This is a genomic window from Streptomyces sp. NPDC058008 (assembly GCF_042886395.1).
Classification (GTDB): Bacteria; Actinomycetota; Actinomycetes; order Streptomycetales; family Streptomycetaceae; genus Streptomyces.
Window position 1 is genome coordinate 225,401 of sequence record NZ_JBHVQX010000008.1, and the last position, 21,676, is coordinate 247,076.

The 21,676-nt window shown below is 72.6% G+C and carries 16 protein-coding genes and 1 tRNA gene; 7 read left to right on the forward strand and 10 right to left on the reverse strand.

Annotated elements, in window-relative coordinates:
- Positions 1–17: 17 nt before the first annotated feature.
- On the reverse strand, positions 18–836 hold the full coding sequence (locus tag ACFVS9_RS10980) for a hypothetical protein (RefSeq protein ID WP_389931449.1): 819 nt from the start codon (positions 834–836) through the stop codon (positions 18–20).
- Positions 837–1,096: 260 nt separating this feature from the next.
- On the opposite strand from ACFVS9_RS10980, the gene ACFVS9_RS10985 reads away from it, so the two are divergent.
- Positions 1,097–1,663: an ATP-binding protein gene (locus tag ACFVS9_RS10985; RefSeq protein ID WP_389931451.1), complete on the forward strand. Its 567-nt coding sequence runs from the start codon at positions 1,097–1,099 to the stop codon at positions 1,661–1,663.
- A gap of 48 nt (positions 1,664–1,711) precedes the next feature.
- On the opposite strand, the gene ACFVS9_RS10990 is transcribed toward ACFVS9_RS10985, so the two are convergent.
- A complete protein-coding gene (locus tag ACFVS9_RS10990; protein ID WP_383112829.1) occupies positions 1,712–3,175 on the reverse strand; it encodes an aminopeptidase P family protein in 1,464 nt (487 codons plus the stop codon).
- Between the two features lie 98 nt (positions 3,176–3,273).
- Complete coding sequence (locus tag ACFVS9_RS10995) at positions 3,274–4,644, reverse strand: PP2C family protein-serine/threonine phosphatase (protein ID WP_389931453.1); 1,371 nt, start codon at positions 4,642–4,644, stop codon at positions 3,274–3,276.
- A 653-nt stretch (positions 4,645–5,297) separates the two neighbouring features.
- Here ACFVS9_RS10995 and ACFVS9_RS11000 point away from each other — a divergent pair.
- Complete coding sequence (locus ACFVS9_RS11000) at positions 5,298–5,981, forward strand: bifunctional DNA primase/polymerase (protein WP_383112831.1); 684 nt, start codon at positions 5,298–5,300, stop codon at positions 5,979–5,981.
- Positions 5,982–6,662: 681 nt separating this feature from the next.
- On the opposite strand, the gene ACFVS9_RS11005 is transcribed toward ACFVS9_RS11000, so the two are convergent.
- From ACFVS9_RS11005 to ACFVS9_RS11015, 3 genes are all read right to left on the reverse strand, one after another.
- Positions 6,663–7,628 (reverse strand): DUF5926 family protein, encoded by a 966-nt coding sequence (locus ACFVS9_RS11005; RefSeq protein ID WP_383112832.1) that lies wholly within the window; start codon positions 7,626–7,628, stop codon positions 6,663–6,665.
- 126 nt (positions 7,629–7,754) lie between these two features.
- The gene (locus ACFVS9_RS11010) at positions 7,755–8,354 is read right to left on the reverse strand and encodes an ATP-binding protein (protein WP_383112833.1); all 600 of its coding nucleotides are present in this window, start codon (positions 8,352–8,354) and stop codon (positions 7,755–7,757) included.
- Between the two features lie 140 nt (positions 8,355–8,494).
- Positions 8,495–9,337: a glycerophosphodiester phosphodiesterase gene (locus ACFVS9_RS11015; protein ID WP_389931455.1), complete on the reverse strand. Its 843-nt coding sequence runs from the start codon at positions 9,335–9,337 to the stop codon at positions 8,495–8,497.
- A gap of 197 nt (positions 9,338–9,534) precedes the next feature.
- On the opposite strand from ACFVS9_RS11015, the gene ACFVS9_RS11020 reads away from it, so the two are divergent.
- Both ACFVS9_RS11020 and ACFVS9_RS11025 read left to right on the forward strand, forming a co-directional pair.
- Positions 9,535–11,010, forward strand: a complete 1,476-nt coding sequence (locus ACFVS9_RS11020; protein WP_389931457.1) for a S1C family serine protease — start codon at positions 9,535–9,537, stop codon at positions 11,008–11,010.
- Positions 11,011–11,070: 60 nt separating this feature from the next.
- Positions 11,071–11,155: transfer RNA gene (locus ACFVS9_RS11025), tRNA-Ser, on the forward strand.
- Positions 11,156–11,305: 150 nt separating this feature from the next.
- On the opposite strand, the gene ACFVS9_RS11030 is transcribed toward ACFVS9_RS11025, so the two are convergent.
- The 3 genes from ACFVS9_RS11030 to ACFVS9_RS11040 form a co-directional block, all read right to left on the reverse strand.
- Positions 11,306–11,644, reverse strand: a complete 339-nt coding sequence (locus tag ACFVS9_RS11030; protein WP_389931459.1) for a hypothetical protein — start codon at positions 11,642–11,644, stop codon at positions 11,306–11,308.
- 30 nt (positions 11,645–11,674) lie between these two features.
- The gene (locus ACFVS9_RS11035) at positions 11,675–12,448 is read right to left on the reverse strand and encodes a GntR family transcriptional regulator (protein ID WP_389931493.1); all 774 of its coding nucleotides are present in this window, start codon (positions 12,446–12,448) and stop codon (positions 11,675–11,677) included.
- Positions 12,449–12,509: 61 nt separating this feature from the next.
- Entirely contained in the window at positions 12,510–13,391 is an 882-nt protein-coding gene (locus ACFVS9_RS11040) for a bifunctional DNA primase/polymerase (protein ID WP_389931460.1), read from the reverse strand.
- Positions 13,392–13,678: 287 nt separating this feature from the next.
- Between ACFVS9_RS11040 and ACFVS9_RS11045 the strand changes: the two genes are divergently transcribed.
- From ACFVS9_RS11045 to ACFVS9_RS11055, 3 genes are all read left to right on the forward strand, one after another.
- Positions 13,679–13,990, forward strand: coding sequence for a hypothetical protein (locus tag ACFVS9_RS11045; RefSeq protein WP_383112838.1), 312 nt, complete (start codon positions 13,679–13,681; stop codon positions 13,988–13,990).
- 589 nt (positions 13,991–14,579) lie between these two features.
- Positions 14,580–15,134: a SigE family RNA polymerase sigma factor gene (locus ACFVS9_RS11050; RefSeq protein ID WP_383112839.1), complete on the forward strand. Its 555-nt coding sequence runs from the start codon at positions 14,580–14,582 to the stop codon at positions 15,132–15,134.
- A 327-nt stretch (positions 15,135–15,461) separates the two neighbouring features.
- The gene (locus ACFVS9_RS11055) at positions 15,462–17,108 is read left to right on the forward strand and encodes a long-chain fatty acid--CoA ligase (RefSeq protein WP_389931463.1); all 1,647 of its coding nucleotides are present in this window, start codon (positions 15,462–15,464) and stop codon (positions 17,106–17,108) included.
- A 306-nt stretch (positions 17,109–17,414) separates the two neighbouring features.
- Here the strand turns inward: ACFVS9_RS11055 and ACFVS9_RS11060 are convergent, their stop codons facing one another.
- Entirely contained in the window at positions 17,415–21,479 is a 4,065-nt protein-coding gene (locus ACFVS9_RS11060; RefSeq protein WP_389931464.1) for a PAS domain-containing protein, read from the reverse strand.
- Between the last annotated feature and the right edge of the window lie 197 nt (positions 21,480–21,676).

The following is a 21,676-nucleotide window of genomic DNA, read 5'->3' on the forward strand; positions in this document are numbered from 1 at the left end:
CCGGAAGAGGGGCCGCGTCAGGCTGCGCGTACGTAGACGGGCGGCGGCCCGCGCCTGATCACCATGTGCTGCAGGGGGTCCCCGGTGGCCGGCGCGGGAGCGTCGACGGCCGTGCGGAGGGGGCGCGGCCCGGTCGTGGGCCGCCCCGGGAGTCCCGCACGCAGGGCGCGTACGAGTGCCGTCGCCGCCCGGAGGGCGCGGAGCCGGGCACCGGCCGCGAGCTGCCGGCCGCCCTGCGCCGAGAGCCTGGCCAGCCCGAAGAGGGCGATCTCGCCCCGGCGCAGCAGCCAGCCGGTCACGACGGCGGCGAGCAGGTGCCCCAGGAACATGGGCAGGCTGGGCAGGCCGGACATCACCGAGGACAGGACCGTCGGGTCGGCCGCGGAGGCCGCCGCTCCCGGCGCGAGGTGGGTGTGGCCCTGGACCACCGTCGCGGGGTCCAGGCCCGCGGTGGTCACGATGCGGTGCGCGTCACCGGCGCTCAGCTGCGCCGGTCCGGCACCGCACACCAGCCCGGCGGCGAAGCGGATCAGCGAGTCGTCCCCGGAGCCCGTCGCGGTGGCCGACGTGTGCCGTCCGAGTCCGAACAGGACGTGCAGGGCGACCTGCCCGGCCGTGAGGGCCGCCGTGATCGACAGGAGGGTCCGCTCCCGCCCGGCGAGCACGGCCACGACGGCGAACACTCCGGCGAAACCGGCCGGCAGGGTCCACCCGGGCACGCTCGCCCCGGAGGCGAAGCCATGTCCGGCGGCGGCGAGCACGACGCAGACCGCGGTGAACACCGCGGTCCTCAGGAGCCGCATACCGGCTCCGGCGCGTGCGACAGGCATAGACATGGCCGGGTCATCATCCCACCAGTCCCCCGGTCTCCGTACGGCAGGTCCGGAAGGTCGGCATCCGTCCCCATCCGGGAGTGATCAGGGGGTGTTGCACCTGTTCACGGACGCCCCGGAGCCGTCACCGGGACCCGGCATACACCGATGAACGGAATATCCGCATCCGCCGAATGAGGGCTGTCACAGCCGAACCGTGCTTACGACGCGCCCATCACGGCAATACGTATCGGTATGTCGAGCCGCAGCCAGGAGGCTGGAGCATGAGCATGTGGTGGTCACTCCATTTGCGGCGCGAAGCTGCGAGCGTTCCGCTCGCCCGGCGATTCCTGCTCGGCACGATGGAGACGGCGGGGGTCGATCCGGACATCTCCTACGACCTCTCGGTCGCGCTCAGCGAAGCCTGTGCGAACGCCGTCGAACACGGTGGCGGCCGGGCGGGCACGGGAGGGGCGGGGGACGCGGACGCTGCTTCCGCCGGTGACGAGCGATCCGGACGCGCCTGCGGGCAGTACCGGGTCACCGCGTATCTGGACGGCGAGAAATGCCGTATCGAGGTCGCCGACTCGGGGCCGGGGTTCCCTTCCCGGCGCACGCTTCGCACCGCCCCACACGCGTCCGCCGGGTCTCCGCCGGACGCCCGCCCGGCCGCCTCGCACGGGCGGACCGCGGTGCGTCCACCGGCCATGGCCGAGAGCGGGCGCGGGCTCTGCCTGATCGAGGAACTCGCCGATCACGTCCACTTCGGCAACCGGCCCGGACGCGGCGCCGTGGTGAGCTTCGACAAGGTCCTGAAATGGCGGGAGGGCGCGCTGCTCATGGTGTCCTGAGCAGCGCGCCCCCGGGTGCGCGGGACGCGGCCGTCCGCGTCGCCGGTGTCAGCCCTTGAGCCGGGCCATCCACGCCTCGACCTCGTCGGACCGGCGCGGCAGCGTGGCGGACAGGTTCCGGTTGCCGTCCTCGGTCACGAGGATGTCGTCCTCGATCCGCACACCGATCCCCCGGTACTCCTCAGGCACGGTCAGGTCGTCGGCCTGGAAGTACAGTCCGGGCTCGACGGTGAGGCAGACCCCGGGCTCCAGTGTGCCGTTGACGTACGACTCGGTGCGCGCGACGGCGCAGTCGTGGACGTCCATGCCGAGCATGTGGCCGGTGCCGTGCAGCGTCCAGCGGCGCTGCAGACCCAGCTCCAGCACCTTCTCCACGGACAGGTCGCCCAGCAGGCCCCACTCGACCAGCTTCTCGGTGAGGACACGCTGCGCGGCGTCGTGGAAGTCGCGGAAGGACGCTCCGGGCTTCACCGCCGCGATGCCGGCCTCCTGCGCCTCGTACACCGCGTCGTAGATCTTGCGCTGCAACGGCGAGAACGTGCCGTTGACGGGCAGGGTCCGGGTCACGTCGGCGGTGTAGAGCTCGTCGGTCTCCACGCCCGCGTCGAGCAGCAGCAGTTCGCCGGAGCGGACCGGGCCGTCGTTGCGGACCCAGTGCAGCGTGGTGGCGTGCGGACCGGCCGCGCAGATCGAGCCGTAGCCGATGTCGTTGCCGTCGACGCGGGCACGGAGGAAGAAGGTGCCCTCGATGTAGCGCTCGCTTGTCGCCTCGGCCCTGTCGAGGACCTTCACGACGTCCTCGAAGCCGCGCGCCGTGGCGTCACAGGCCTTCTGCAGCTCGCTGATCTCGAAGGCGTCCTTGACCAGACGGGCCTCGGAGAGGAAGACGCGCAGCTCCTCGTCGCGCTCCGCGGTGACCTTGTCGGTGAGGGCGGCCTCGATGCCCGCGTCGTGCCCGCGGACCGCGCGCACCGGGCCGGTCGCCTCGGCCAGCGCGGCCGGGAGCTCGCGGACGTCCTTCGCCGGGATGCCCAGCCGCTGCTCGGCCTCGGCGAGGGAGTGGCGGCGGCCGACCCACAGCTCGCCCTGGCCGTCGAGCCAGAACTCGCCGTTCTCGCGGTCGGAGCGGGGCAGCAGGTACACCGTCGCCTCGTGCCCGCCGTCGGCGGGCTCGAGCACCAGGACGCCGTCCTGGGTCAGGTCGCCGGTGAGGTACGCGTACTCGGTGGAGGCGCGGAAGGCGTACTCGGTGTCGTTGGAGCGGGTCTTCAGGTTGCCCGCGGGGACGACGAGCCGCTCGCCGGGGAACCGCGCGGAGAGCGCGGCGCGCCGTGCGGCGGTGTACGAGGCCTGGGCGATCGGCTCCAGGCCGTGCAGCTCGGTGTCGGCCCAGCCGGACTTCATGTTCTCGGCGAGCTCATCGGAAATGCCCGGGTACAGGCCGTTCTTCCGCTGCTTGATCGGCTCTGCTTCTGCTGTCTCCGGGGTCTCCGGGGCGAGCTCCTCAGACACGTTATGTCCTCCTTGTACGACACTGGGCCCTCTCCATCGTACGGGCGTACGGAAGGGGGCCCAGTGCCGGAAGGCCTCTTACCGGTGGAGAGCCGTCCTCAGTCGAAGCGCACGGCCAGCAGGGCCACGTCCTCGTCGCCCGCCCCGCGTGCCCGGCCGTCCGGCGGGAGGGCCCGCAGGACGTGGTCCGCCACGTCTCCGGGGTCCCGGCGGAGCGCTTTCGGGATCCCGGCCGCGGCCGAGCGCAGCCGCGCGAACGCCCGGTCCCTGGTGTCCCCGGTGCGGCGCAGCAGTCCGTCGGTGTAGAGGAGCACCGTCTCGCCGGGCAGGGGCGTGAACTCCACACTCGGTGCCTCCCAGCAGGAGAGCATGCCCAGCGGCGCGGAGAGGGCCGTCTCCACGAACTCCGTGCGCCGCTCACCGGTCACCAGCGGCGGGGTGTGCCCGGCCCCGGCGAGCAGGAGTGTGCGCCGGGCAGGCTCGCAGTAGGCGTAGAGGGCGGTCGCCGCGGAGGCCGGCTCCGTCAGCCGCAGCAGCAGCTCCAGGTCGGACAGCACGGCGACGGGGTCCTCGCCCTCCATCACCGCGTAGGCCCGCAGACCGGCGCGGAGCCGGCCCATGGCGGCCAGCGCGGCCGGTCCGGAGCCGCCGGCCGACCCGACGGCCAGCCCGAGCGCGTCGTCCGGGAGCGTCAGTGCGTCGTACCAGTGGCCGCCGCCCTCGGGTCCGGCCAGATGGCGGGAGGCGAGCCGCACCCCGGGAACCCGGGGCAGCCGGCTGGGCAGGAGTTCCTCGGCGATGACGGCGGCGTCCGCCCTGGCGCGCTCCAGTTCGAGCAGCCGGGCCAGGTGCTCGGCGGCGTAGCGGGCGTACACCCCGACGAGATGGCGTTGGCGTTCCAGCGGTTCGGCCGGTTCGTCGTACAGCCAGACGGCGGCACCGAGCCGGCCGGCGGTTCCGGCGGTGAGGGGCTGGGTGTAGCTGGCGGCGTACCCGAGGCGGGCCGCGACCTCGCGGCAGCGGGGGTCGAGGCCGGCGTCCTGGAGGATGTCGGGGCTGGCGAGGGGGCCGTCGGTATCAGGGAGCCCGTCGAGGAAACGGCCGTACGCCGTCGCGCTGCGGGGCACCGTCTCGATGTGCCCCAGCTCGGCGTGCGCGAGGCCGAGCCCGATCGTGCGCGACGGACCGGCGCCGTCGGCGGGGTCGAGGACGAGGAGCCCGCGGGCGGCGCCGACCAGGGCCGCCCCGGCGCCGAGCAGCTCATGGAGGGCACTGTCCAGCGTGCCGGTCCCGGCCAGTCGTTCGGTGAGTTCGTGCAGTGTGGTGAGGTCGGACACCCACCCGGCCAGCCGGTCCTGGATGAAGGCTCCCGGCGCGGACGGCACACCTTCCGTGGGCGCGGCAGTGTGCGTTGAAACGGGAACCACGGGATCGATTCCGGCCACTTTCGGAAGGTGCGGGGCACTCATGGCAGTCGGCTTTCCGACCGGTGCGTCGTGTCGAATAGCATCGCAAACCCCCATGTCGTGCTGCGCCGCTATCGGTGCAACCACATGTACACGTCCCCACATGTACACGCACAAGTAAGGTCATGTCCAGCATTGTCCGTACGGTATTTATGGTGTCCGTGGGACCACGAACTTGGCCGAAAAATGCACCCCTGGAGCGCATTTTGCGATCGACTGGGGGCGCTCGACAGAGGGCACCCTCGGGGTGAAATGCCGGAGGGAGCGTCATCCCGGGCATGCTGGGTACGTAATCGTGGATGGCCAGGGGCAGTTGAGACCGCCCTGGAACCCGACAGCGAGCCTGGGCGTCCACCAGGGTGACGGCCGCCCGCCCACCCCGATTCGCGGGGTTGTACAAGGGACGGCACGCGCGCTGCGCACGCCGACAGCGCGATGTCTTGACTGGACCCGGCTCGGTTCAACTCGGTTCGACTCGGCTCAGCTCCATTCTGTTCGGTTCCACTCTGCTCGGCTCGGCTCACGCGCGGTACCGACCACCCGTCCGTACCGCAGACATGATGGGCGAGCACGCACAGCGAAGAGACGCCCACGTGGTGTAACGAACACGTGGCGCGATGTGGACCTCGGCGTTCAACGGAAAGGAACGAGCGCTCATGCGCGAGATCCTCGGAAGGCGACGCAGGCGACGGCCCCGGCGCCAGGAAAGCTCCGCCCAGCTCGACGCGGCGCTGACCTGCGCCACGGTCAGGAAGTGGCCCGTGCTCCCAGGAGCAGGGCTGGCGACGGGAGCCGTGCGCGGCGAACGCGGCCGCGGCTGCGCCTGTCCCGACCCCGAGTGCGCCGTACCCGGCGCACACCCCTTCGACCCAGGTCTCCTGGCGGCGACCACCGACGCCCGCATGGTGCGCTGGTGGTGGACCAACCGGCCCACCGCCCCGGTCGTCCTGGCGACCGGCGGTCAGGCCCCCTGCGCGCTGAGCCTGCCGGCCGTCGCCGGCGCCCGGGCGCTGACCGCGCTCGACGGCCTGGGCCTGCGGCTCGGCCCCGTGGTGGCGACCCCCACCAGGTGGTCGCTGCTGGTCGCCCCCTACACCCTGGAACGGCTCGGGGAACTGCTGCACGCCCAGGACTGGGTGCCCAGCTCCCTGCGGTTCCACGGGGAGGGCGGCTATCTCCTCCTGCCCCCCTCCGAGGTGGGCACGGGGCAGGTGCGCTGGGAGCGCGCACCGGAGGCCGGGGACGCCGCGCCGTGGCTCCCGGACGTGGAATCCGTCCTGGACGCGCTCGTCGAGGCGAGCAACGGAGCTCCGGACGGCGGCAGCCGGCTCGCGTACTGAGCGGCCGGGGGTTCACCGACGGCGGCCGGGGATTCGTCTACGGCGGCCGGGGTTCATCGACGCGGGACCGGCGGGCGGCTCACCCGTACAGGGGTGCGGGGCCGCCCGGGTTCCGTGTATCCATGACGGGTGGATGCAATTGCATAGTGCTCCGCCGGTTCCCGAGGGTTTTCCCGGGACATTCCGCGGATTGCGGAAACGGTGCCCGCGGTGACGCCGATGTGAATGTCTCCCCGGAGTCGCATGCCCTTTCCCGTGGCCGCCGGCGCCCCGGATTTCTTGTCCGAAAGCGCACGCCCGTACGGCCGGTGCGCCCCCGCCGCGTACCCGCTCCGGGGCGGAACGCGCGAGGTGGGGCGTGCGGCGGGCTCCACCGGGCGTACGGCCTGGCGGCGGTACGGGCGGGTGTGAGCCGGGCGGAATCGGACCGAGCGGTCGCGGCGGGACACCTGTGCGCCGAGTGCTCCGGCGTGCGCCCCAGCTGTCCGGGCGGGCTTCCCGATCCGGAAACGAAGACGCCCGGCCGCTGGCGACGGGGGATGCACCAGCGACCGGACTTCCAGAACCGTAACAAGAGATCTGCCGTTAGCAAATTCGATGTCGCCTATTCGGACAGCGATTTACCGACGGGTACGGGGAGTTGTGACGGGAGTCACCGCGCCGCCCCGGCTCTCGTCACTGTCAGCTGAGCGTCACCTGGCGGTTGGTGAGCCCGCCGCGCGCCCGCCGCTCCTCGCCGGTCAGCGGAGCGTCCGAAGCGAGGGCCCCGGCGAGCCGCTCGGCGAACTGCGCCGCGGGCTTCTCGCACTCCTCGGCCCCCATGGTGACCGGAAGGTCCCAGACCGGGACCATCAGCCCGTGGGCGCGGAACGAGCCCACCAGACGGGTGCCCTCCCCGAGCGAGGAGGCGCCCGCCGCGTGCAGCCGGGCGAGCGCGTCGAGGAGCTGCTCCTCGGGGTGCGGCATGACCCAGCGCAGGTGGTTCTTCTCCGGCGTCTCGCACCAGTACGCCGCGTCCACGCCGGAGAGCCGGGTGGTGGGGATGGCCGCCGCGTTGGCGCGCTCCAGGGAGGCGGACACCTCCGGAGTGGCGTTCTCCGCGTCGGGGACCCAGAACTCGAAGCCGGAGTGCACGACCGGCTCGAACGCGGCGTCGGGGGCCAGGACGTCCTGCAGCCGCGGGCCGTCGGCCGGAACCCGGCGGGCGGCGACCGGCGAACCGGGCTCGGCCTCCAGCGCGCGCTGGAGGGTGTCCGCGAGATCGCGGCTGAGGTCCCCGGACGAGGTGTCGTTCTGGAGGGCGAGCAGGACGGAGCCGTCGTCGCGGCGCAGGGCCGGCCAGGCCATCGGCAGGACGGTCGCCAGCGACACGGACGGCACACCCTCGGGCAGTCCGTCCTTCAGCGTCAGCTCGACGGTGGCGGCGGGAACCAGCTCGCGCAGGGCGATCCAGTCGCACTCCCCGGGGATTCCCTCGAAGGGGCGCTGGACCAGCTCGGTCACGGCCTGGGCGGCGGCGCGTCCGTGACACGCCTTGTACCGGCGGCCCGAACCGCACGGGCAGGGCTCACGAGCCCCTACGACCGGGATTTCACCGTCCTTGAGCTGCGGCTTCCCGGCCTTGGACTGAGGGCGCTTCTTGGCCATGGTGGGCGTTCTCCCGATTGCGACAGTGCGGTCTCGGGCGCGAGCCTAGCCGTCCCCGTCATCACCGGGGCACACCCGCCGTGGCCCCCTCGCGGACCGTTCGGTGCGCCGCGCGTACCACCGCTCTCAGCCCGCGTCGTCGAAGGCCTCGAGGACGTCGGCGAGTTCCAGCCCGTCCAGCGAGCCGAATCCACTCATTCCGCGCAACCCGTCCAGGCTGTTCAGCCGGGACCGCTCACGGCGTGACCGCGCGGATGCCGGGGCCGCCGTCGGGAAGCCGCTGTGCCGGTGCGCGGAGACCAGGGCCCACACGGTGACCTCGCCGACCGCGTCGTCGCGTACGCCCCACTCCTGGGCCAGGGCGCTGATGATGTTCAGCCCGCGCCCACCGCGCGCGGTGACCGACGGTGTGGACGGGACCGGCCTGGTCGGTCCGCCGCCGTCGGTGACCTCGACGGTCAGGTCGCCCCTCCTGTCGACGTGCCACGCCGCGCGGACGTCGCCGTCACCCGCCTCCGAGTGCTGCCCCAGCGGTCTGCCGTGCCGGCAGGCATTGCTGAGGAGTTCGGAGAGGATCAGCACGGCGTCGTCGACCACGGTGTCCGGGACCCCGTTGCCGCGCAGCTGCTCGCGCATACGGTGCCGCGCCTGCCCCACGCCCGCAGGGCCATGGGGTACGGCCATGCTCGACGACGTCGGCACTTCCTGTGCCACCACAAACGCCACCCCCGAGACCTCCTTTGCCCCACGCCACGGATTGGATGCCCTTCTGGACTCTGCCGGAAACCGGCCAAAGCCCTGCCAGTGATGCACTCGTAACGATCGATAGCGGAGTGAATGCGCCGGTGCACCCCCCGTAACTGATGCTAAGAGCGGCCAAGTTGCGACAGAACCTGTTTCGGGCGGTTCGTGATGATTGCTTCCACCCCGAGGCGTACGCAGAGTTCGACGTCCTCCGGCTCGTTCACGGTCCAGACGTGCACCTGGTGCCCCGCCCGGTGCAACCGCTCGATGTACCCGGGGTGATTGCGTACGATCCGCATCCCCGGGCCGGCGACACGGGCCCCGGCGGGGAGGCGGCCGTCGCGCAGCCGGGGTGAGACGAACTGCATCAGGAAGACGGTCGGCAGGGTGGGGGCGGCGGCCCGGACGCGGTACAGGGACCGCGCGGAGAAGCTCATGACGCGTACCGGGGACGGCCCGTCCGCCGGCGGCGCGTCCAGACCGAACCGTCCGAGCAGATGGAGCAGGCGTTCCTCGACCTGGCCCGCCCAGCGCGTGGGGTGCTTGGTCTCGATGGCCAGCTGGAGCGGGCGCCCTGTCACCCGGACGTCGTGCACCAGTTCGAGGAGCCGCTCCAGGGTGAGCACGGAGGTGAGCTCCCCCGGCACCGGATCCCAGTCCGGCGACTCCTCGTGGTCCTTCCAGGAGCCGTCCTTCCACGAGCCGAAGTCGAGGGCGGCCAGATCGGACAGCTCCAGGGCGGAGACGGCACCCCGGCCGTTCGACGTGCGGTTGACCCTGCGGTCGTGCACGCAGACGAGCTGCCCGTCCGCGGTGAGGCGTACATCGCACTCCAGGGCGTCCGCCCCGTCCTCGATGGCCTTCCGGTACGCGGCCAGGGTGTGCTCGGGGGCGTCGTCCGAGGCCCCGCGGTGCGCGATGACCTGGATGGGAGGCTGTTGTGAGGGCAGACGGGCGTGAGTCACCGCGTCATCGTGTCACCGGGACGCGTCAGGTGCCGAGACCTTGTTGCGTAGGACCGTTTTGCCTGATGTAAAGATTGGTGTGCGGATGCACAGGTCCTGCTTACAGTGGCCTGACGTGCTGTGGGAAAAGCTGACCGCAGACACGTGCACAGCGGATCTCTTGCCGAATGCCGAGTGGAACCGAGGAGTAAAGAGCTGTGAGCACCGAGAACGAGGGCAACGAGGGCACCGCGGTTCCGTCCGTACCGTCCGTTCCGTCCGCACCTCCCGTGCCGGCTGCCGCTCCTGAGGGCACCCCGCAGGGGGGCTCGTCCGCGCCGGAGGCCCCCGCGGACGCTCCGACGGCACAGGGTCCGGCCGCGACCCACCAGGAGGGCGCAGAGCCGTCCGCGGCGCACGAGCAGCACCCGTACGCGCCGCCGTCGCCGCAGCAGCCTCCGGCCGACCCGGCCGCCTGGCCGCCGCCCCCTCCCGCCGTCCCCTCGTACGCCGACGGCGGCAGCCCCCCGGTCTGGGGCGCCCCGGTGCCCTCGGAGCCCGGGCCCCCGCGCAAGCGCCGCGGGAGCGGCCTGGTCGCCGCGGTGGCGGTGGCCGCGCTGGTCGCGGGCGGCATCGGCGGAGCCCTCGGCTACTGGGCGGCGGACAGCAACGGCTCCGGCTCCTCCGGGTCGACCACGGTCGCGGCCTCCAACAGCCCGAAGGACTTCAAGCGCGAAGCGGGCACCGTCGCGGGCGTGGCGGCGAGCGCCCTGCCCAGCGTGGTCACCATCGACGCGCAGTCCGGCGACGGCGAGGGCGGCACGGGCACCGGCTTCGTGTACGATAAGGAGGGCCATATCCTCACGAACAACCACGTGGTGGCCTCCGCGGCGGACAGCGGCCAGCTGACCGCGACGTTCTCCGACGGCAAGAAGTACGACGCCGAGGTGGTCGGCCGGGCACAGGGCTACGACGTGGCCGTGCTGAAGCTGAAGAAGGCCCCGGACGGACTGACCCCGCTGGCCCTGGGGGACTCCGACAAGGTCGCGGTGGGCGATTCCACCATCGCGATCGGCGCGCCGTTCGGCCTCTCCAACACGGTCACCACCGGCATCATCAGCGCGAAGAACCGCCCGGTGGCCTCGGGTGACGGTTCCAGCAACAAGAACTCCTACATGAGCGCCCTCCAGACGGACGCCTCGATCAACCCGGGCAACTCCGGCGGACCCCTCCTGGACGCGGGCGGTGCGGTCATCGGCATCAACTCGGCGATCCAGTCCACCAGCGGCGGGGGCGTCGGTCAGTCCCAGGCGGGCTCCATCGGCCTCGGCTTCGCCATCCCGGTCAACCAGGCGAAGAACGTCGCCGAGCAGCTGATCAAGACGGGCCAGCCGGTCTATCCGGTGATCGGCGCGACCGTGACGATGGAGGAGAAGACCGGCGGCGCCGTCATCTCGGACGAGGGCGCGGGCGGCACCCCGGCCGTTACCCCGGACGGCCCCGCGGCCAAGGCCGGGCTGAAGGCCGGCGACATGATCACCAAGTTCAACGACACCGCGGTCGAGAGCGGGCCGACGCTGATCGGCGAGATCTGGACCCACAAGCCCGGCGACAGGGTCACGCTCACCTACAAGCGCGACGGCCGGACGGAGACGGCCGAACTCACCCTGGGCGAGCGCAAGGGCGACAGCTGACCGGCTAGGCTGTCCCACGCATCGAGCCGCCCCGGGCCACCGGGGCCGGCGCCGAGGCGGGGTGGGTTGCCCGAGCGGCCTAAGGGAACGGTCTTGAAAACCGTCGTGGCGCGAGTCACCGTGGGTTCAAATCCCACACCCACCGCGGGTGAGAGGCCCCTGACCAGTACGTATGGTCGGGGGCCTTTGCCATGCCCGTTCCCTGCCAGGTACCGCTGTTCCCCCTGGTTTCCCGCTCTGTCGGGCACGGAAGGGGCACGCGGGGGGCACGGAGGCATACGTCAGCACATGCACCTCAGTCGCCTGCGAACCACACATAGCTGCCCGGGGTGGCTGCGCACTGTTCGAGTACCACCGAGAGATCGTCCAGCGCCGCGCGCTGGAGCTCGTCCGCGCACTGTTCTTTCAGGCGGGGCACTTCGATGAGTGCTGCTGAGGCTTCCTGCTCGTTCATCACCGTGTCTCCGTAGAGATCGACGGCTGGAAGGCGACCAGGAACGCCGAGATAGTGAAGCGACCCAAGCGCGTCGGCCAACGCCTCGCCGTTCCCGTAGCAGCCTCGCAAGAACGTCCTGCGTGCCTTCTTCCAGTTGCGCGCCGGGCGAGCAGAGTGCAGTTCCACATCGATTCCCACGCACGCATCATGCCCGGGGTGACGGTTCCCTCAAGGGGATACCGCCGCTGAGCCATGAATCGGGATCTCGTAGACGATCTCGCAGTGTGCCGCGGGCACCACGATGTCCGCCGTCTCCACGGGACGGCCCTGGTCGCTGTAGTACGTCCGGCGGATGTGCGTCACGAGTGCGGCCTTCTGGATACCGAGCAGCGACGCCTCCTCGGCGGTCGCGTGCCGAGGTTCGGGCTGCTCTACCGCATGGCTGACGGTGACTCCGATCGCGGCCATGCAGTTCACGACTCCCGCCCCGGCATGGGGCCCTCCCTCGGGGAGGACGACGAGTGTGCCGGCGGTGAGGTCGTAGGGCTCCCAGCTCGTCGACAGCTGCACCGGCCTGCCGTCCGCCAGGAACTCGTACGTCGTCTTCACGCACAGCTCGCCCTCGGCCACCCCGAGCCGCGCCGCGATCTCCGCCGGGGCCGGCACCTTCGCGTCGGTCCGGCTCTCCCAGTCGCCCTGTCTGCCGAGCGCCTTCATGTCCTGGCGGAACGGAGCTCCGCCGGGCTGCTCGCGCGCTGTTGACCGGACGACCCGTACTCGCTGCCGGGTCTCGGCGACGTACGTACCCGATCCGGCGCGGCCTTCCAGTACGCCTTGGGAGATCAGCAACTCCTGTGCCCGGCGCACCACGTTCTCGCCCACGCCGCACTCCTGGCCGATCTGGGCGCGGGAGGGGAGGCGGTCTCCCGGCTCCCAGACGTGTTCCGCGATGCGCCGCCGGAGTTCGTCGGCGATGCGGAGATACGGCGGGTGCTCAGACAGATGGAAAATCTGGTCCGCAGTTCGGTAGGGCCGCCCGTCGTCGTCGTGACCGGCGGCGTGGTCAGGGGAGTCGGCGCGGCGTCGTCAGGCGGGCTGCCGAGGCGATGGCGGCGCGGGCCTCCTGCGCGGTGAGGCCGGTGCTGATCGCCGCGTCGGTGAGGGCGTCCGCGAGGTCGTCGCCGAAGCCGTGTTCGTACGCGCGGCAGGCGGCCCAGAACAGGCGGGTGTTGCGCTGGCCCTCGTGTGCGGCGCGTACGAACTGGACCAGGCCCTGTCCCTGCCCGGCGGGTGCCGTCCGGCCCACGGGGCGCCTGGGGCGCGGTGGGGGCGTGAGCAGGCGCAGGAGGGCGCCGGGGCAGGCGGCAGGTGCCAGGTGGGCCGTACCGGGGGCGAGCCGGTAGCGGCCGTGCGTCGTGACCGAGCCGGGGCCGACCAGGTAGCCGCCCGCTCCGCGTACGTCGATACCAGGGGCGAGGCGGCCGGCGGAGTTGGGTACCGGCACGTCCTGCGGGCCCGTCAGCCAGAGGTGCCGTCCGCCGCTGGGCGTGAGCACCGTAACGGTCGGCGGGATGGTGAACAGGTGCTGGAGAGCAAGCTGTTGGAGTGCGGCCACGGAGTCGTTGCCGTGTGCGGTGTCGATGTCGAGGTCGATGCCGATGAGCCGGTGCGGCGGGCGTCCGCAGGCGATGCCGTACCCGGTCACCCTGGGTGCCGCCGCGAAGAGCGCGCGGACGGCGGCCGGATCGGTGGTGGCGTCGTGGACCCCGTGGCCCGGCAGTCCGCACGCGCCCCGGCAAGGCGTGGGAGGGTCCTCGCCGTGGTGTGGTGAGCGCAGTGCGGGCAGCTTGGTGGCGGACAGCGGGAAGACGGGGAGCCCGCGCTCCGCGGCGGAGAGCGCGTGGGCCAGGGCCAGGGTGGCGGTCTGCCGGTCGATGGTGGCCATGGAGCCATTTTCGTACAAGCGTTCGATGAAGGGAAGGGGGTCGGGCTTCCGGTCCGCGCCGGCGGACTCTTCCCGCTGCCCGGGGTGCGTTCTCTCGCGGAGGCCGGCCCGGGAGGTTTATCGGGTGTTCGTCATACGTGCGGGGGAACCGCGCGTCTGGTGGGTTCGGCGGGGGCCCGCTGGGCAGCTTTGGTCCCGCGACGTCGTGACCAGTACCGGGGCGGTCGGCCAACTGCTCCGGAATCAGCCGTACAAGCACCGCATTCCGGGTTTCTGGAGGAATTGACATGGCACGTATCCGTACCGCTCGCGCCCTCGCCGCCGTCGCCGCCCTGCCTCTTGCCGCCGCTCTCTTCGGAGGGGTCGCCGTGGCCGACAACGGTTCGTTCGCGAACGACGGATCGAACGCGGCGGTGGCCACCATCGGATCCGCCGGAGTCGGAGGGAACAACTCCGGGAACTCGTCCACCTCGCTGCAGCAGGCCGTTGGTCCGGGTGCCTCCAACCACAGCAATTCGGCCCAGGTGACCGGATCGGCCTTCACCGTGATCGACCAGTCCACGCACATCGTCGCGGTGACCTTCTCGCCGCTCTGGTGAACACGGCGGGGCGGCCCGTGCGTCGGCGGTCACGGACGCCGACGCACGGGCCGCCTCCGTACGGTCGCCCTCGCGCCCTCGCCCCCTCGTGTGCTCGCGTGCTCATGTGCCTTCGGGCGGCCCCGGGTGTCGAGTCCGATGCTCCAGGGCAGGGAGGGGGATGCTCCGGGGCGAAGAGGGCGCCCCGAGGCGAGGGGGAGGGCGCCTTGGGGCGAAGGGCGGTGCCCGGGGTGAGGGGGACGTATCCCAGGCGGGGTGAGGGGGAGGCTGCCTGGGAGTGAAGGAGGGGCGCACGTTGTGGGGCGAGGAGTGCCCGGGGCGAGGGGGACGTATCCCAGGCAGGGTGACGGGGGAGGCTGCCTCGGAGTGAAGGAGGGGGCCCCGTGGTGGGGCGAGGCGTGCGTCATGGTGAAGGGATGCGTATCCCAGGGTGACCGTGCCGGTGCCTCAGGGTGAGGACCCTGAGGCGGGTCGGCCGACCCTCCACCTTCAGGAGGTGAGGCCCGCCCGGACCGTACAACCTGAGGCGGACGTGGCTTCGGGACCTGGGGCCGATCCCCTCGTCCGCGTGCGCTCCTAGCGTGGAGTTATGACCACGCCAGTCTGCACCGGCGCCTCCCGGGCGGTAGCCGCCCCCGCCGGACACCGCCGATATCCGTCGTTCTCGTCGTACGTGAGGGCCCGTGGGCCCGTGCTTCTGCGCACCGCGCGTTCCCTCACCGCGAATCCGAGCGATGCCGAGGACCTGTTGCAGACGGCGCTCACCAAGACCTACGTCGCCTGGGAGCGGATAGAGGACCACCGCGCTCTGGACGGATACGTCCGCCGCGCTCTGGTGAACACCCGCACCTCGCAGTGGCGCAAGCGCAAGGTCGACGAGTTCGCCTGCGAGGAACTGCCCGAGAAGGAGGCCGCGCCCGCTCCGGACCCGGCCGAGCAGCAGTCGCTGCACGACGCGATGTGGCGTGCCGTGCTCAAGCTGCCGGACCGTCAGCGGGCGATGGTCGTCCTGAGGTACTACGAGGACCTCAGTGAGGCGCAGACGGCCGAGGTGCTGGGTGTGTCGATCGGCACGGTCAAGAGCGCCGTGTCGCGGGCGCTCAGGAAGCTCCGTGAGGACCCGGAGCTCACCCCGGTCCGCTGACCGCCGTCCCGCACGGCGGTGGTGCCCGCGCGTCCACGCCGGTGACCCGCTCCCGCTCCGCCGGCCGTGGGCGTAGCCGAGAAGCCAACCCGCCGCGCCGACCGCGGCCCCCGCCCCGCAGACTCCGCGCAGTGCGGTTTGCGAGCCCCGCGCACAGGGCCGGCAGTCCGTCCCGGGGCCCTTCACGTGCCGTCGAGCAGCCGCCCGCGCGGTCCGGTTCCGCCGGGCGACATCGATTCGTACGGCCGGAAGTAGTGACATACCGCTTGGTATGTGAGCAGAATCAGCGCACCCTTACCGCCGCGTAGCGCCCACCGGGAGGACGCCGTGCTGAGCACCATGCAGGACGTACCGCTGACTGTGACCCGCATCCTCACCCATGGGATGACCATCCACGGGAAGTCGCAGGTGACGACCTGGACCGGCGAGCCGGAGCCGCACCGGCGCAGTTTCGCCGAGATCGGCAGGCGTGCCTCGCAACTGGCGCATGCCCTGCGCGACGACCTGGGGGTCGACGGTGACCAGCGTGTCGCGACTCTCATGTGGAACAACGCCGAACACGTCGAGGCGTATCTGGCGATCCCCTCGATGGGCGCCGTACTCCACACGCTCAATCTGCGGCTCCCCGCCGAACAGCTGATCTGGATCGTCGACCACGCCGACGACAAGGTCGTCCTGGTCAACGGTTCGCTGCTGCCGCTGCTCGCACCGCTGCTCCCCCACCTGCCCTCGGTCCAGCACGTGGTCGTGTCGGGTCCTGGCGACCGCTCCGCGCTCGAGGGCGTCGCGCCCCGGGTGCACGAGTACGAGGAGCTGATCGCGGGCCGTCCCACCTCGTACGCCTGGCCCGAGCTGGACGAACGCCAGGCCGCCGCCATGTGCTACACCTCCGGCACCACGGGTGACCCCAAGGGCGTCGTCTACTCCCACCGCTCCATCTACCTGCACTCCATGCAGGTCAACATGGCCGAGTCGATGGGCCTGACGGACAAGGACACCACCCTGGTCGTGGTGCCCCAGTTCCACGTGAACGCCTGGGGGCTGCCGCACGCGACGTTCATGACCGGCGTCAACATGCTCATGCCCGACCGCTTCCTCCAGCCGGCTCCGCTCGCGGACATGATCGAGCAGGAGCGTCCGTCGCACGCCGCGGCCGTCCCCACCATCTGGCAGGGGCTGCTGGCCGAGGTCACCGCCAAGCCGCGCGACCTCTCCTCGATGGCGAGCGTCACCATCGGCGGCGCCGCCTGTCCGCCGTCCCTGATGGAGGCGTACGACAAGCTCGGGGTGCGCCTCTGCCACGCCTGGGGCATGACGGAGACGTCGCCGCTCGGCACCATGTCCAACCCGCCCGCGGGGCTGACCGACGAGCAGGAGTGGCCGTACCGCGTCACCCAGGGCCGTTTCCCGGCCGGTGTCGAGGCGCGGCTGACCGGTCCCGGGGGCGAACACCTGCCGTGGGACGGCGAGTCCGCTGGTGAGCTGGAGGTGCGCGGCCCCTGGATCGCCGGTGCCTACTACGGCGGTGCCGACGGCGCGGACCTGCGCCCCGAGGACAAGTTCAGCGAGGACGGCTGGCTGAAGACCGGCGATGTCGGCGTGATCAGCGCCGACGGCTACCTCACGCTGACCGACCGGGCCAAGGACGTCATCAAGTCCGGCGGCGAGTGGATCTCCAGCGTCGACCTGGAGAACGCGATCATGGCGCACCCGGACGTGGCCGAGGCCGCGGTCGTCGCCGTCCCCGACGAGAAGTGGGGGGAGCGCCCCCTCGCGACCGTCGTCCTCAAGGAGGGCGCCACCGCCGACTACGCGGCGCTCCGGACCTTCCTCGCCCAGTCCGTCGCCAAGTGGCAGCTGCCCGAGCGCTGGACGATCGTCCCCGCCGTGCCGAAGACGAGCGTCGGCAAGTTCGACAAGAAGGTGATCCGCAGGCAGTACGCGGAGGGGGAACTGGACGTCACCCAGCTCTGATCCGGGCGCCGCGGCCACGGCCCGGGCATCAGCCGGTTCCACGCCCTGGTGCCGGTCCCGGTGCCGGTGCCGCTGCTGGTGCCGTGGTGCTCAGGGCCGATGCCGTACGTTCCGGGCAGGCCGGGTAGGCGGGCAGGCGGCTTGGGGACCCGCACCAGGGCCCGGCGCACACGACGCCGCGGATCCCGGGCCGGGCGCCATCGGCCCCCGCACCAGGCCCCGCACACAGGACGAGGGCGGTACGGATCCTCCTGTACCGCCCTCGTCACGCCCGCCCCGTCGTACGCGTACGACGGGGCGGGAGCGTCAGTTCGTCCCTATCTTCGCCAGCAGGTCCACGATCCTGGACTGCACCTCGTCGCTCGTCGAGCGCTCGGCGAGGAAGAGCACGGTCTCACCGGAGGCGAGCCGCGGCAGGTCCGCCTCCTCCATGCCGGCCGAGGTGTAGACGACCAGCGGGGTGTGGTTCAGTGCGCCGTTCGCGCGGAGCCAGTCGATGATCCCCGCACGCCTGCGGCGTACCTGCATCAGGTCCATCACCACCAGATTCGGCCGCATCCGGGTGGCGAGATCGACCGCGTCGCTGTCGCCCGACGCCCGGGCGACCTGCATGCCGCGGCGCTCCAGCGTCTCCGTCAGCGCCAGCGCGATCTCCTCGTGCTCCTCGATCACCAGGACCCTCGGCGGATGCTGGTCGCTGTCGCGCGGGGCGAGCGCCTTGAGGAGTACGGCAGGGTCGGCGCCGTACGCGGCTTCCCTGGTCGCCTGCCCCAGGCCGGCCGTCACCAGCACCGGGACCTCCGCCGCCACGGCCGCCGTACGCAGCGACTGGAGCGCCGTACGGGTGATCGGACCGGTCAGCGGATCGACGAACAGCGCGGCGGGGAACGCCGCGATCTGGGCGTCGACCTCCTCCCGGGAGTGCACGATCACCGGTCGGTAGCCGCGGTCGCTGAGGGCCTGCTGGGTCGAGACGTCCGGGGCGGGCCAGACGAGGAGCCTGCGCGGGTTGTCCAGCGGCTCCGGGGGCAGTTCGTCGTCGACGGGCTGCGGCTGCGGACGGTTGGCCACCTCGACGGCGCCACCGGGGCCGTCCAGCGGCTCCGGGCCCTCCGCGCCCTCGTCGGGCGCCCCTATCGCGTACGAGCGCCCCTCGGACGAAGGCGGGGACAGCAGGTGGCCGGAGCCCTGCACGGGGCTTCCCTGCCCGCCGCCGGGCTGCGACGGCGCGGGGGAGGCGGGCGTGCTGGCGGGCGCGGCCGGGCCGTCCGGCTCGGGCGGCGCGGCGAGCTTACGGCGGCGACCGGCCCCGGTGAGCGTCTGGTTCTGCTGGTGCGAGAGGTGCTGCGCGAACGGCACGCCCTGCCCGAGCGTCCGCACGCTGAACGCACGCCCCTGGGTCGAGTCCGCTGACGCCGGCATGGGCGCCTCGGCGGGGAGCGGCTGGCGCCGCGCGTCCGGGACGGGCGCCGGTGCGTCGCCGTCGGCCGGATGCCGCTCCGGCGAGGGTTCCGGCGCGGATACGGGGCCGGTGGTGCCTGTGGTGTGCGTGGTGTTGCCGGGAGCCGCCCAGGACGCTTCGTCCCCGGGGGCCGGGGCGGCGTCCTGCGCCCAGTCGGGCTGCGGAGGAACGGCGGGCAGCGGCTGCCCGGGAACGGGATGGCCCGGCCGGGCCTGCGGCTCCGGGGACTCCGCGGGCCGGGCCCGGCGGCGGCCGGACGGCGCGGGGTGCGGCTGCGGCGGGGTGTGGTCCGCGTCCGGAGCGGTCCTTACGGCGTCGTGCCGCTCCGGCAGCGCGCCGCCTCCGCCCGTCGACGGCTGGGCCGGCTGGGGGGCGGTGTCCGGCGCGGGCTGGGCGACCGGAGAGGCCGGGGCGACGGCGGAGGGCGGCGCCACCACGGGCGAGCCCGGAGCCGTCGGCGGGATCCGGTCAGCCGCGGCGGGCGGCAGCGCGAAGGCGGTACGCGGACCCGAGGGCTCGGCAGCGGCGGTGCGCTCCTGCGCGGCGGCCAGCGCCCGGCGCGCACGCCGGCCTCCGGGCTGCTGATCCGACTGATCAGGCTGCCCCTGCCCCTGCCCCTGCGGCTGTCGCTGAGGAGCCTCGGGCGAGGCGAGGGCGGGCAGCGCCGGCTGGGCGCCACCCCCCTGACGGACGTTCCGTCCCGTGGCGTTCTGCGGCACGCCCTGCGGCGGCACGGTCGGGCCGAGCTGCGCACGGCCGCCACCACCCTGCGCGCCCTCGGCGGCCGTCACCACGGACCCCTCGGAGGGCGAGGAGGCCGCCGCGGGCAGCGCCAGTGCCTGCCGGGGCTGCTCCGGGGCGGGCTCCGCCTCGGCGGGACTGGGCCGGCCGCGCCTGCGACCGGACCCCTCGCTCCGCTGAGGCGGGGTCATGTCCTGTTCCTGCTGCGTTTCCTGCGGGTCCGCGGGCCCACGGCGGGCCCTGCGCCGCCCGGTCGGCTCCGCGGCTGCGGTGTCACCGGACTCGGGACCCGCCGCTCCCGCGTCGACGGGGCTGTCCAGGAACGCGTCCGTGGACGCCCTGCGCGCCCGGCGCCGGCCGCCCTGCGTGGGCTGGCCGTCGGCCTCGGGTACGGCCCTCTCCTCGGACACCGGCGGAACGGACTCGGGCAGGGCGGCCCCTTCGGGCACCGGCGGAACCGGCTCGGGTACGACCGGCTCCTCGGGCACGGGCGGCAGAGGCTCGGCCGTGATGGTCCCGGCGCCCCTGCCGATCGGCACCTCCAGGACGTACGCGCTGCCGCTCATCCCCGGCATCTCGTGCGTCTGGAGCACCCCGCCGTGGGCGCGCACGATCCCGCGCACGATCGGCACGTGCACCGGGTCGCCCCCGGCGAACGGCCCGCGCACCTCGATGCGTACGACCTCACCGCGCTGCGCCGCGGCCACGACGACGGTGGAGTCGACGTAACCGCCGCCCGGCACCTGCCGGGCCTTGCCGGTGGAGTCGACACCGGCCACGTCGGCGACGAGGTGGGCGAGGGCGGTGACCAGCCGTCCCGCGTCGACCTCGGCCTCGATCGGCGGCGCGTGCACCGCGAACTGCGCCCGCCCCGGGCCGATCAGCTCGACCGCGCCGTCGATGCCCGCGGTCACCACGGAGTCGAGCAGTACCGCCTGCTTGACGAGCTCCTCGGCGCCGTCGTCGAGGCGCTGGTAGCTCAGTACGTTGTCGACGAGCGTCGTCATGCGCGCGTAGCCCGCGGCGAGGTGGTGGAGGATCTGGTTGGCCTCGGGCCAGAGCTGGCCCGCCGGGTCGGCGGCGAGGGCGGAGAGCTCGCCCCGCAGCTCTTCGAGCGGGCCGCGCAGCGACTCGCCCAGCACGGCGGTCAGCTGGGTGTGCCGGGCCCCGAGGCCGTTGAGGCGCTCCGTCCGCTCCTCGAGCTCGCTGGCGTACCGCTCGGTCCTGTCGGCCGTCTCGGCCGCGTGCTGTTCGGTGAGCGCGGCGACTTCGGCCCGGTGGCTCTCGGTCAGCTCGGCGATCTCGGCCGCGTGCCGCTCGGTCAGCCCGGAGACCTCGTCGGACTGCTGCTGGGTGAGCTCCTCGAGCGGCCGGCGGTCGGTGAACGTCATGACGGCGCCGACCAGCTGGTCCCCGTCACGCACCGGGGCGGTCGTCAGGTCGACCGGTACCCGCGCACCGCTCCTGGACCAGAGCACCTGTCCGCGCACCCGGTGCTTGCGACCGGACCTGAGGGTGTCGGCGAGCGGCGACTCGTCGTACGGGAACGGGTCACCCTCCGCGCGCGAGTGCAGGATCAGCGGGTGGAGCTCCTGGCCGCCGAGGTCGCTGGCGCGGAAGCCGAGGATCTGGGCCGCGGCGGGGTTGACCAGGACGACCCTGCCGTCCGTGTCCGTACCCACGACGCCCTCGGAGGCGGCCCGCAGGATCATCTCGGTCTGGCGCTGCGAACGGGCCAGCTCGGCCTCGGTGTCGACGGTGCCGGAGAGATCCCTGACGACGAGCATGAGGAGTTCGTCGCCGGTGTAGCTGGAGTGGATGTCGTTGTAGCCGGCCTGGCCGCTGTCCAGGGAGGCGCTGGTGACCTCGACGGGGTACTCGGTGCCGTCGGTCCGGCGCGCGATCATCCGCGTCGGCTTGGTCCTGCCCTGCTCGTCCGCGGCGTCCGGCATGCGCATCGACCCGGGGATCAGCCTGGAGTCGAACTCCGGAAGCAGATCGAGCAGTCCGCGCCCGACGAGCGCGGTGCCCGGGGCCTCGAACATTTCGAGGGCGATGGTGTTGGCGTTGACGACCGTGCCGTTGCAGTTGACGAGCAGGAGCCCGTCCGGGAGGGCGTCGAGTATGGCTGCGAGGCGAGCAGCGCCTCGGGATGGCCTGCTGCTCACGAGACGCTTCCTCCCTGAATACCGCACCTTGCCGACAGCGGGCCCCATCCTGCCCCTCGGGCCTCAGGCTGTCACGGGAGGAGTCTAAAGGCAGGGAGCGCGTGACGGGCGGCGGATGAGGGGGAGCTCTCACCAAGGTTCTGTGCACACGGTGTACGCCGGTGGTCCATCCCGATGGCGCGAGCGCCCCCTCTGAC